Source organism: Flavobacterium sp. GNP002, from assembly GCF_054343795.1.
On record NZ_JBTGUW010000001.1, the window covers coordinates 2,747,409 to 2,760,213 of the forward strand.

The following is a 12,805-nucleotide window of genomic DNA, read 5'->3' on the forward strand; positions in this document are numbered from 1 at the left end:
TTTTAAAGTTTACAGATGAAAACTCTCTTTTTGTATCTTAGTAACAAATAGTTAATGTATTCTGTTGGTTTGCAATCAAAAAAACAAGCTAATTGTTAATTATCAAATAAAAATCGATTATTTTTTAATTTTGTTAAATAAAATCCTTTTTATTTTGTTTTTCCAAAAACTTATCAACGAAAACGTTTGAATTTGGAACGCTTTACTAATTTATTAAAAACACAGCTTTAAAAGTGCTGAATGTTTGCTAATTTTACACTTTAATACTTAAATAATGCCAAAAACAATAAAAAAAGTTGGCGTTCTAACTTCGGGAGGAGACTCACCAGGAATGAATGCAGCTATTCGATCAGTTGTTCGAACATGTGCTTATCATAATATAGAATGCATAGGGATTTATAGAGGATATCAGGGAATGATTGAAGGCGACTTCAAAGAAATGGGACCTCGAAGTGTAAACAACATTGTAAATAAAGGAGGGACGATTCTTAAATCGGCTCGATCTTTAGAATTTAAAACTCCAGAAGGAAGAAAAAAAGCACACGAAAATCTTACTAAAGCAGGAATTGATGCTTTAGTGGTAATAGGAGGTGATGGTACTTTTACAGGAGGTTTATTATTCAATACTGAATTTAATTTTCCAGTAATGGGAATCCCGGGAACTATTGATAATGATATTTTTGGGACGAGTCATACTTTAGGTTACGATACGGCATTAAATACTGTAGTTGACGTAATTGATAAAATTAGAGATACTGCAAGTTCTCACAACCGATTATTCTTTGTAGAAGTAATGGGTAGAGATGCTGGTCATATTGCTTTGAATGCTGGTATTGGTGCAGGAGCAGAAGAAATTTTAATTCCTGAAGAGGATTTAGGTTTAGACAGATTATTAGAGTCTCTGCAAAAAAGTAAAGCTTCAGGTAAATCATCAAGTATAGTTGTTATTGCTGAAGGAGATAAAATTGGGAAAAATGTATTCGAATTAAAAGATTACGTTGAAGCTAATTTGCCTGAATACGATGTTAGAGTTTCAGTTTTAGGTCACATGCAGCGAGGTGGTTCCCCTTCTTGTTTTGACAGAGTCTTAGCCAGTAGATTAGGTGTAAAAGCCGTTGAATCGTTATTGGAAGGAAAGTCAAGTTATATGGTTGGATTGCAAAATGATAAAGTAGCTTTAACGCCTTTAGAACAAGCAATCAAAGGTAAAACAATGATTGATAGAGAATTATTAAGAGTTTCGGACATTATGTCCACATAAGTGGTTAAAGTTTATTGTGAGGAAATTAGACTTTAGATTGAGTTAATAAAAATAAACAAAAAAATTAAAGTAAAATGTCAAAAGTAAAATTAGGAATAAACGGATTTGGAAGAATTGGAAGAATTGTATTCAGAGAATCTTACAATAGAGATAATGTAGAAGTTGTAGCTATCAACGATTTATTAGATGTAGATCACTTAGCTTACTTATTAAAATATGATTCAGTTCACGGTCGTTTCAATGGAACTGTTGAAGTTATAGATGGAAAACTTTTTGTAAACGGAAAAAACATTCGTATTACTGCTGAAAGAAATCCTGCAGATTTAAAATGGAATGAAGTTGATGTTGATGTAGTTGCGGAATGTACAGGTTTCTTCACAACTATTGAAACTGCAACTGAGCACATTAAAGGTGGTGCTAAAAAAGTAATTATTTCAGCTCCTTCTGCTGATGCTCCAATGTTTGTAATGGGAGTAAACCATGAGGAAGCTTTAGCAACTGATATGGTTGTTTCTAATGCATCTTGTACTACTAACTGTTTAGCTCCATTAGCTAAAGTTATTAATGATAACTTTGGAATTGTTGAAGCGTTGATGACTACTGTTCACGCAACAACTTCTACTCAAATGACTACTGATGGTCCTTCAAGAAAAGACTGGAGAGGTGGACGTGCTGCTTCATGTAACATCATCCCATCTTCTACAGGTGCTGCTAAAGCGGTAGGTAAAGTTATTCCTTCATTGAACGGAAAATTAACAGGTATGTCAATGCGTGTTCCTACAACTGATGTTTCTGTAGTTGATTTAACTGTAAAAGTTGAAAAAGAAACTACTTACGAAGAAATCATGGCTGTATTGAAAAATGCTTCTGAAACTACAATGAAAGGTATCTTAGGATATACGGAAGATTTAGTTGTTTCTCAAGATTTCGTTTCTGATTCAAGAACATCTATCATTGATGCTAATGCTGGAATTGGATTGAACTCTACTTTCTTCAAAATCATCTCTTGGTATGATAATGAATATGGTTATTCTAGCAAATTAATTGATTTATCTGTACATATTGCAGGTTTAAAATAATTCTTTATATTTACAAATCCCGTTATATTATATTTAACGGGATTTTATTTTTTGTTCCATTTTTTAAATGCAGATTTTATACGGCACGTATTTTAAATTAGAAAAACAAAATACAAAAAAACCAAAAAAACCAAAAAAAAATGAGATTATTAGTTGATAGTGGTTCTACCAAAGCTGATTGGATAGCGATTGATGATGCCGGAAAAGTATTGTTTACCACGCAAACATTAGGGTTGAATCCAGAAATTCTAGATGGAGATGAAATTATTGAACGTCTAAATGATCGTTTCGATATTTTACAAAATAAAAAAGAGGCTACTCATTTATTTTTCTATGGCGCAGGTTGTGGAACTGATAGAATGAAAATTTCGCTTTCACAAATTTTTCAAAACTATTTCCCTAACGCAATTATTGTAGTTGAAGAGGATACATATGCTGCAGTTTACGCTACAACTCCTAAAGGTGAAAAAGCTATTGTTAGTATATTAGGAACCGGATCTAACTGTAGTTATTTTGATGGAAAAGAATTGCATCAAAAAGTACAATCATTAGGTTATATCGTTATGGATGATTGCAGCGGTAATGTTTTTGGAAAAGAATTAATCAGAAAGTATTATTTCAATAAAATGCCAAAAGAATTGGCAGTAGAATTTGAGAAAGAATACGATTTAGATCCTGATGCTATCAAAAGTAAACTATACAAAGAAGCAAATCCTAATGCTTATTTAGCAACATTTGCTAAGTTCTTAATTCAACATAAAGATACTGAATTTTGTAAAAAAATAATTTTCAAAGGAATGAAGTCTTTTGTGAAAAATTATATTAAACAATATGATAATTGTAAAGAAGTACCTGTTCACTTCGTAGGATCTATTGCATTTTATTTGAAAGATGAATTGCAAGAGACTTTCGATAAGTATGAATTAAAATTAGGTAACGTACTTAGAAGACCTATTGATGGTCTTATAGCATATCATATTGCCAACAAATAAAAATCTAAATAATTGCAATACTTAACTAAAGTATTGCAATCATTGAAATTTCTACATTTACATTTTTTGGCAAACATGCCACTTGAACCGTTTCACGAGCTGGAGCGGTTTTTTCGTTAAAATAAGAACCATATACGGTGTTTATTTTTCCAAAATCATTCATGTCCATGATGAATATAGTTGTCTTTACAACGTTTTCAAATGTCATTCCTGCTGCTTCAAGTACGGCTTTCATGTTTTGCATTACTTGTTCTGTTTCTACTTCAATGTTGTCAGTAACCAATTCTCCAGTTGCAGGATTAATTGCAATTTGGCCAGAAGTATATAACGTATTTCCTTTAAGAACTGCTTGGTTGTAAGGTCCGATTGGAGCCGGAGCATTCTCTGTAAAAATTATCTTTTTCATAAAACAGTTTTTTTGTATAGTAAAAAAATTAAGAATCAATTATCGGTTTATGGTACTTCGCTTGTCCCATTTGATATCACTAAGAACACCAGATTTTATCCCGATAAAGAAACCCCAATTTGCATTTGTTCCAAATGGAGACCAGTTAAAATCCATTCTCCAGCTCAATAAATCCCTCTCAAAACGAAGCTGTGTGAAAGTAACTCCTTTTTGTACAAAATCATAACCTGTAGATACTCCAGCTTTCCATTTTGGTGTTATATCAGCATTTGCTGAAATCATTATCGAATTTCCAATGATTTTATTTTCTCTATTGTTATTTCCGTAAGTTAAAGAGTAGGCAAATGTCATGTCCCAAGGTAACTTTGAATTGAAAAATTCCGCGATTTTATCTTCGCCTTCGTCTTCTTCCTCTTCTTCAAATTGACTTCTTCGGCTGTCGCCTAAATCTGTATTTGTTCCAAATAGATCATCTTCTCGACCACCATTTCTCTGACTCTGGGTGTTTTTCTCCTTATCTGTTTTGTCTTTTCCTTGGCTCGAAATAGAATAATTTAAGGTCATATTAGAACTAGTCATTCTAAAAAGACTTCCGCCATTATCAATATTAAACACATTAATTCGGTTTCCAGAATTGTCAATGGCATAAGGATCTAATGTTGCTCCAAAATTGACATTCATTTTGTTATCTAATAATGTAGTACCACCGCTAACTCTTATTGGTGAAAAAGCTAGAGAAGTTACACCATCGGCATCAAGATTATAACTAGTGGAAAGGTTTAAGTTGTTAAGAAGCATTATTTTTTTAGGCTCGACCTTAGTACTGTCTTTGTCTGTAACTTTTGCTTCAAAAGTATTGCTCAAATCAAAACCTAACGTATTGGAATTATTTAATCCCGGAGCACCAAAAATTCCATTTTCAAATCTTGAATATTGCTTTATCATGGTTCCGGTTGCATCAGAAGCATAAGTATCATAATATTTTTCAAAACTAGGAGTGTAGCCATACGAAACAGATGGTCTCATGACGTGTCTTATCGATTTGATTTTTTTGTCTTTACCAAAATTAAATGTTCCATATATTGTAGTTCCTACACTAGATGAAAAGGAGTAAGTTCTGAAAGCATCAAATCCATTTATGGTTTTATCAACAACTTTGCTTTGGTCAACATCATAACTTCTTTCAATTGATTTGGTATACCAAATTTCCTCATAGTTCATGGAAGTAGAAGCACTGAAATATTTGAATAATTTAAAATTGGTACTTAATGGAATACTATGTTGAAAACCAACTTTTGCATCTCTGAACATTTGCGGTTTAAAGAATAAAGAATCATTTGTTACAATACTGTTTCTACCGTTTAAATTATATTGTAAATTGATGTTTTTGAAAAAACCTTTTTTGACTCCATCTTTGCCTACAAAAGGATAAATCCTGTCCACACTTAATTGAAGTGTTGGCAAAGTCATATTAATTTCTTCTGTTTGAGTATTTTGTGAATGTGTTGCGGTCAACGACATTCTGACTTGTGGAACTGAAGTAAATGTTTTTGAATACGATATCGAAGAGCTTAAAGTGTTATTAAGATTCGACCCAATATTTACTTGATTGATGGATTGCTTAAAATATTTACTGCTACCAAGATTCACAGATGCTGAAAAACTGGAGTTAGGATTTGATTTAGAGTCTTTGGAATGAGACCATTGAATGTTGTAAATGTTTTGTTTCAAATAATCTGGATAGCCTCTTTCGCTGGTAATCAAGTTTTCGAATCTAATGTTTAAGTTTCCTCTGTAATTGTATCTTTTGGCATAACTGGATTCAAAACGCAACCCATAACTTCCATTAGTATAATAATCTCCCAACACGGTTAAATCATAATTGTCGCTAAGGGCAAAGTAGTATCCAAAATTTTGAAGCGAAAATCCCCTGTTATTAGAATCGTTATAGCTGGGCAAAATCAATCCTGAAATACTGGTTTCTTTGCTCATTGGAAAAAATGCAAAAGGTAAAGCTATAGGAGTAGGAACATTTGCAATAACCATATTAGTCAATCCGGTAACTACCTTTTTACCCGGAATAAATTTTACTTTATTCGTTTGGAAATAATATTCAGGATTATCAACATCTTTTGAAGTGGTAAAACGAGCTCCTTTTAAAAAATAGACAGAGTCATTTTCTTTTTTTGTTATAGCAGCTTTAATTTTGAATTCTCCTTGATCTGATCTGGAATTCCAGATTAAGGCTTTTTTTGTTTTAAAATTAAAACGGATAGAATCTGGTTCTACTACATTTGCGCCTTGTTTGAAGTTTGGGTATTGAGTATAAGCACCTGTTGAATCTTTGATGCGTCCGGCATACACTTCATTTTTTTCATAATCCATAACGATTATTCCAGATTTCAATTCTACATCTTGATAGTATAATTCCGCTTTATCATATAAGGTAATCAGCTTTTTCTTTTGGTCAATTTTAGCATATTGATCCGCCTTGTATCTCACTTTTCCGTCAAGAAATGCTTTTTTAGGCTTTACACTGTCTTTTTTTATGGAATCGGTTTCTTTTGTAACCGTTATAATAGGTGTGTTCTTTTTATTAGTATCTAAATTGGTCGTGTCAGCTTGTTTGTTTGCGGATATAGCTGTCTTTTTTTTTGATATATCTTGAGAATATAATTTACCAGACCCTAATGACAGGAAAATTGATAATAAAACGATATTAAATAAGTTTGTATGCAAAGGTTTAAATGCTATTTTTGTAAAATTATGGCCTGTTTTTTGACATGTCAAACTTACATATTATTTTTTGTCAAAAATAGCCAAATAAAAAATTTTATGACGGTAGTGTTTTAATTAAATTAACTTTTGGATTTATGCGTATTATATATAAAATAAAAATAATATTAACTTTTATTTTGACGATAACTTCTTTATCGAGCTTCAGTCAGTCTAATGTTTTCAAGGTGACTTTAGATGCAGGTCATGGAGCACATGATTTTGGAGCTGTTTATGAAGGACGTGTAGAAAAAAACATTGCTTTGGCAGTAGTTTTGAAAGTTGGAAAAATATTAGAAACTACACCACAGATTAATGTCAATTATACCCGAAAAACAGATGTGTTTATTGATTTAATTGAAAGAGCCAATATTGCCAATAGATTTAACGCTAATATTTTTGTTTCGATTCATTGTAATGCAAATAGAAATACGGCCGCAGATGGAACTGAGACATATGTAATGGGTTTGAGTAAAGTAGCGTCAAATCTTGAGGCTGCTAAAAAAGAGAACTCTGTAATAACATTAGAGAAAGATTACAAACAAAAATACGAAGGATTTGATCCTAACTCACCGGAGACTATGATAGGAATGACCTTGATGCAGGAAGAATATTTAGACAATAGTATTTCATTAGCAAGTAAGGTAGAAGATTCTTTCGCAGATTTAGGAAAAAAAATAAGAGGAGGAGGAGTAAAGCAGGCGCCTTTTATGGTGCTTCACAAAGCTTACATGCCAAGAGTATTGATAGAAATGGGTTTTATTTCAAATACTATTGAAGGAAATACATTAAATTCTGACGACGGTCAAAATGAAATTGCCAGAGCTATCGCTGATGCAATTATCAGTTATAAGAAAGAATATTTTGGAAATGGTGAAACTGAAATTTTTGAAGAATTGCCTTCGCAAAAAATTAATGAAAAACCTATAAGAGATACGGTTGTTCCTGGGAAACCGAAAATGATTCCGCAAGCCGCAGCAGAATCATCACAAGTAAAAAAAACGGTTGATAATACTAAGCCTCTTTTTAAGGTGCAGCTTTCAGCCAGTAGTAAAAGATTAGATTTAGTTCCAAGAAATTTTAAAGGACTTAAAAATATTTCTGTAACCTATGAAAACAGGGTTTACAAATATATGTATGGAGAAACTTCTGATTATGATGAAGCAAAAAAGCAATTAAGCGAGGCAAAAGAAAAAGGATATGATTCCGCATTTTTGATTGCATTTAAAAACGGAGAGAAAGTTAATATTCAAGACATAATTAAATAATAGCTTATCTTTTTTATATTAAATTCGTAAAAAAAAAACATACCCATTTTGAAAATAACCGTAGGATTCAAAGCCACAATTTTAGCTCTATTTCTATTTTTTTACTCAAATACGTTTTCTCAATCCAATCAAAAGTTTACTGTTATTTTAGATGCGGGTCACGGAGGGAAAGATCCAGGGAATTCCTATCATGGCTTTGTTGAAAAAGAAATTGCTCTCAAAACGACTTTGAAATTAGAGAAATACCTCAAAAGAGATAATAATATTAAAGTTGTTTATACACGAAAGTCAGATGTTTTTATAGAATTAAAGGATAGACCAAAAAAAGCAAATAGTATTGATGCTAATTTATTTGTTTCTATACATTGTAATTCTGTTGACAATCCAATTCCCTTTGGCACAGAGACTTTTGTAATGGGTTTGGCAAGAAGCAAAGGTAATTTAGAAATTGCTAAACAAGAAAATTCAGTGATCTTATTGGAGAAAGATTACAAGCAAACCTACAAAGGTTTTGATCCTAAGAATCCCGAAACATTGATTGGATTAAAAATTCTGCAAGAAGATTATTTAGATCGAAGCATAAATCTAGCTTCCAAAATTGAAAGTAATTTTAAAAATAAATTACATCGAAAATCAAGAGGGATTAAACAGACTCCTTTATGGGTTTTGGATGCGGCTTATATGCCAAGTGTATTAATTGAATTGGGTTTTTTATCAAATAGCGAAGAAGGACGTTATTTAAATTCAGAAGAAGGACAAAATAATATGGCAGAAGCTATTGCATCAGCTATTATTGCTTATAAGAAAGAATATTTTGGAATGCAATCTAATGATAATTATGAAGAACTTCCATCTAAAAAAGTAGTCGAGAATGAAGTAAAAGATTCTTCAAAGAGTACTAAATCAAAACGAATTATAGAAAAACAAGTTTCACAAAAGCAAGAGTCGAAAACACAAAATTCTGATGTGGTTTTTAAAGTTCAATTTGCAGCAGGAAATAAAAATATTAAATTAAATCCGTCAAATTTTAAAGGATTAAAAAATGTTTCTATGACTACAAGCAATGGGGCTTTATATAAGTATGCATATGGCTCAACATCAGATTATAAAACTGCAAAAGAGGATTTGAAAGTTGTAAAATCCAAAGGCTATACTTCAGCGTATATAATAGCAATTAAAGATGGAAAGAATATTAGTATTCAAGAAGCGCTTAAATAATTACAACAAGTCAAATATTTTATATTAAATTTGTAAAAAATACTTAAATTTTGAAAATAACACGAGAAATTAAAACTGCTATTCTAGTAATTGCATCTATATTATTATTTATCTGGGGCTACAGTTTTTTGAAAGGAAGAGACCTTTTTACTAATTACAAAACATTTTATGTAGAATACAAAAGTGTAGAAGGTTTAGCGACATCTGCGCCTGTTACGTTAAACGGATTAGTTATTGGTAAAGTCAGCAGTATAACAATTGATGAAAATACAGGTGTATTATTAGTTGAATTACAATTAAAAACTGATTTCCCAATTTCTAAATCGAGTACAGCTTCTATTTATGAGCCTGGATTTATTGGAGGAAAGCAAATTGCAATTATTCCTAATTTTGATGATAAAACATTAGCTGTTGATGGTCAAAAATTGCAAGGCGGAGTAAAACTTGGTCTGACTGATAAAGTTGGAGATCAATTAGCACCACTTCAAGAAAAATTAGAAAAGTTATTGGGAAGTACTGAAAAATTAATTTCAGGGTTGAATAATGTTTTGGACCCAAAAGGGCAACAGGATTTAAAACTTACCTTAGCGGAATTGAGTAAGACTATTGAACAATTTCATAAAGCTTCTTTAAGTGTTAATACCTTGTTAGATGCGAACAAAACTCAAATAAACGGAGTTGTTACTAACTTTAATAAAATGTCTGGAAATTTTTCTAAAATATCTGATTCCTTGAATAAAGCTGATCTAGGTAAAACAGTTAAAAATCTTAATGCTACTCTGGCTAGAGTCGATGGTATTATGACTGGTTTAGAATCTGGAAAAGGATCTATCGGAAAATTATTGAATGATGAAGCTTTTTACCAGAATATTAAAAGTTCCACAAAAGAATTAGAGCTATTATTGCAAGATGTTAGACTTTACCCAACTAGATATGTAAATATTTCTTTGTTTGGAAAGAAAAACAAACCTTATGTTAGTCCTACGAACGATTCTATACCTAATGTGAAAAATTAGTAATTATGAGCTATTTAGATAATATTTTATTTGCAATCCTATTGGTAATTGGTTTTGGATATTTTTTCAACAGTGTTAAAAAAATTAGACGGAATATAAATCTTGGAACCGATGTAAATCGTTCAGATAATCCTAAAGCACGATGGACAAATATGGCCATGATTGCTCTTGGTCAATCTAAAATGGTGAAAAGGCCTATTGCTGGAGTATTGCATATTATAGTTTATGTAGGTTTTGTAATTATAAACATAGAATTATTAGAAATCATTATAGACGGGCTTTTTGGTACGCATCGTGTTTTTGCTTTTTTAGGAACAATTTATGATGTGTTGATCGCTTCTTTCGAAATTTTGGCCCTTTTAGTTTTGGTTGCTGTTTTTGCTTTTTGGAGTAGAAGAAACGCAATCAAACTAAAGAGATTTGTGAGCTCAGATCTAAAAGGCTGGCCTAAAAGTGACGCAAACTATATCTTATATTTTGAGGTAGTTCTAATGACATTGTTTTTATTAATGAATGCATCTGATTTGCATTTACAGAATGTCCCTGGAGGTTTTTCTCACTTTATTAAAGCTGGTTCATTTCCAATAAGCCAATTTATTGAGCCATTATTTAATGGAATGTCAAATGAATTAGTAATGCTTCTTTCTGAAATATTTTGGTGGTTGCATATTGTGGGTATCTTGATATTCATGAATTACCTTTATTTTTCAAAACATTTACACATTCTGTTAGCTTTCCCAAATACATATTTTGCGAATCTAAATCCACAAGGTCAATTTGATAATTTAGAATCCGTTACTAAGGAAGTAAAACTAATGATGGATCCCAATGCCGATCCTTTTGCAGTAGCTCCAGTGGATGAAAATGCGGTTCCAAGTAAATTTGGTGCAAGTGACGTTCAGGATTTAAATTGGGTTCAATTATTGAATGCCTATACCTGTACAGAATGTGGTCGTTGTACTTCATCTTGTCCTGCGAATATAACTGGAAAAAAATTGTCTCCACGTAAAATCATGATGGATACAAGAGATCGATTAGAAGAAGTAGGAAGAAATATTGATGCCAATAAAGGTGTTTTTATTCCGGATAACAAAACATTATTGAACGATTATATCACACCGGAAGAACTTTGGGCATGTACATCATGTAATGCGTGTGTTGAGGAATGTCCAGTAAATATTAGTCCGCTTTCAATTATCATGGATATGAGACGTTATTTAGTAATGGAGCAAAGCGCTGCACCAATGCCCATTAATGCAATGATGACTAATATAGAGAATAACGGTGCCCCATGGCAATACAATCAACAAGATCGATTGAATTGGAAAAATGAATAGTCGTTAAATCGTTTAATTTGTTATTTGTTTAACGAATAACCGATTTATAAATTAAGAATTTGTGATTAAGTAAATAAGCAAATAACCGAATCAACAAAATAGTATGTCAGAGAATTTAATAGTGCCAACTATGGCCGAAATGTTAGCTCAAGGGAAACAACCAGAAGTTTTATTCTGGGTAGGTTGTGCTGGAAGTTTTGATGATAGAGCAAAGAAAATAACTAAAGCGTTTGTTCGAATTTTAAATCGTGCAAATGTTCCTTTTGCCGTTTTAGGTACTGAAGAAAGTTGTACTGGAGATCCTGCAAAAAGAGCCGGAAATGAGTTTTTGTTTCAGATGCAAGCCATGATGAATATCGAGGTTTTGAATGCATACGAAGCAAAAAAAATTGTTACTGCTTGTCCGCATTGTTTCAATACACTAAAAAATGAATATCCTGAATTAGGAGGGAAATATGAAGTAGTTCACCATACGGAGTTTCTGAAATCATTGTTAGATGAAGGAAGATTAACTATTGAAGGAGGACAATTCAAGGGAAAGCGAATTACTTTTCACGATCCTTGCTATTTAGGAAGAGCCAATAATGTTTATGAAGCACCAAGAGATTTGATTCTTAAATTGGACGCTGAATTAGTTGAAATGAAGCGTTCGAAAGCAAATGGTTTATGTTGTGGTGCCGGCGGTGCCCAAATGTTTAAAGATGCTGAGCCAGGAAATAAAGAAGTCAACGTTGAAAGAACTGAAGATGCATTAGAAACTAAACCAGAAATAATTGCTGCGGGTTGTCCTTTTTGTAATACTATGATGACTGATGGTATTAAAAACAAAGAAAAGGAAGGCGAAGTAAAAGTTATGGATATTGCTGAATTGATTGCTAATGCACAAGATTTATAAATCAATTAAAATTAAAAATTTTGATTATCTAAATCAAAATTTATAACTCATAATTCATAATTACCATGTACGTTCCATTTGAAAATTTACCCGAAGAATCTAAAATCTGGATTTATCAATCAAACAGAAAATTTTCGGATGCCGAATTTTCTGAAATAGAAACAGCCTTGCAATCCTTTCTTGAAGGTTGGGCTGCACACGGCACGAGTTTAGAGTCATCGTATCAATTAAAATACAACAGATTTATCATTATCGCCGTAAATCAGGATGTACAAGCAGCAACAGGTTGTTCTATCGATTCATCTGTTGAATTTATTCAAAGTTTAGAACAAAAATACACCGTTGATTTATTGGACAAAATGAATGTTACTTTCAAACTTGGAGAGCACATTGCCCACAAGCCTTTGATTGATTTCAAGAAAATGGTGAAAGATAAAGCTGTTACTGAAAATACTATAGTTTTCAATAATTTAGTTAATAATATAGAAGAATACAATGAATCCTGGGAAGTTCCTGCCATTGATAGCTGGCATAGTCGCTTTTTTTAAACAAAACAGT

At 31.9% G+C, this 12,805-nt stretch carries 11 protein-coding genes; 9 read left to right on the forward strand and 2 right to left on the reverse strand.

What is annotated here, in order from left to right; all coding sequences use genetic code 11:
- Window positions 1-274: 274 nt before the first annotated feature.
- From pfkA to ACXX80_RS12030, 3 genes are all read left to right on the forward strand, one after another.
- Entirely contained in the window at window positions 275-1,261 is a 987-nt protein-coding gene (gene pfkA, locus ACXX80_RS12020) for a 6-phosphofructokinase (RefSeq protein ID WP_417952126.1), read from the forward strand.
- Between the two features lie 74 nt (window positions 1,262-1,335).
- The gene (gene gap, locus ACXX80_RS12025; protein ID WP_417952125.1) at window positions 1,336-2,340 is read left to right on the forward strand and encodes a type I glyceraldehyde-3-phosphate dehydrogenase; all 1,005 of its coding nucleotides are present in this window, start codon (window positions 1,336-1,338) and stop codon (window positions 2,338-2,340) included.
- A gap of 140 nt (window positions 2,341-2,480) precedes the next feature.
- Entirely contained in the window at window positions 2,481-3,332 is an 852-nt protein-coding gene (locus ACXX80_RS12030; protein ID WP_282716405.1) for an N-acetylglucosamine kinase, read from the forward strand.
- Between the two features lie 25 nt (window positions 3,333-3,357).
- Here ACXX80_RS12030 and ACXX80_RS12035 read toward each other — a convergent pair whose 3' ends face one another.
- Entirely contained in the window at window positions 3,358-3,738 is a 381-nt protein-coding gene (locus ACXX80_RS12035; RefSeq protein WP_458553405.1) for a RidA family protein, read from the reverse strand.
- A 39-nt stretch (window positions 3,739-3,777) separates the two neighbouring features.
- Window positions 3,778-6,528, reverse strand: a complete 2,751-nt coding sequence (locus ACXX80_RS12040; protein ID WP_458553406.1) for a putative LPS assembly protein LptD — start codon at window positions 6,526-6,528, stop codon at window positions 3,778-3,780.
- Between the two features lie 83 nt (window positions 6,529-6,611).
- On the opposite strand from ACXX80_RS12040, the gene ACXX80_RS12045 reads away from it, so the two are divergent.
- The 6 genes from ACXX80_RS12045 (at window position 6,612) to ACXX80_RS12070 (ending at window position 12,795) form a co-directional block, all read left to right on the forward strand.
- Window positions 6,612-7,781, forward strand: a complete 1,170-nt coding sequence (locus ACXX80_RS12045) for an N-acetylmuramoyl-L-alanine amidase family protein (protein WP_458553407.1) — start codon at window positions 6,612-6,614, stop codon at window positions 7,779-7,781.
- 48 nt (window positions 7,782-7,829) lie between these two features.
- On the forward strand, window positions 7,830-8,999 hold the full coding sequence (locus ACXX80_RS12050) for an N-acetylmuramoyl-L-alanine amidase family protein (RefSeq protein ID WP_458553408.1): 1,170 nt from the start codon (window positions 7,830-7,832) through the stop codon (window positions 8,997-8,999).
- A gap of 50 nt (window positions 9,000-9,049) precedes the next feature.
- Window positions 9,050-10,015 carry an MlaD family protein gene (locus tag ACXX80_RS12055; RefSeq protein WP_458553409.1) on the forward strand — a complete coding sequence of 322 codons (966 nt, stop codon included), beginning with the start codon at window positions 9,050-9,052 and terminating at the stop codon, window positions 10,013-10,015.
- Between the two features lie 5 nt (window positions 10,016-10,020).
- Window positions 10,021-11,352, forward strand: a complete 1,332-nt coding sequence (locus ACXX80_RS12060) for a 4Fe-4S dicluster domain-containing protein (RefSeq protein WP_458553410.1) — start codon at window positions 10,021-10,023, stop codon at window positions 11,350-11,352.
- 103 nt (window positions 11,353-11,455) lie between these two features.
- Complete coding sequence (locus tag ACXX80_RS12065; RefSeq protein WP_315208152.1) at window positions 11,456-12,247, forward strand: (Fe-S)-binding protein; 792 nt, start codon at window positions 11,456-11,458, stop codon at window positions 12,245-12,247.
- 65 nt (window positions 12,248-12,312) lie between these two features.
- The gene (locus ACXX80_RS12070) at window positions 12,313-12,795 is read left to right on the forward strand and encodes an ABC transporter ATPase (protein ID WP_131915911.1); all 483 of its coding nucleotides are present in this window, start codon (window positions 12,313-12,315) and stop codon (window positions 12,793-12,795) included.
- The last annotated feature ends 10 nt before the right edge of the window (window positions 12,796-12,805 follow it).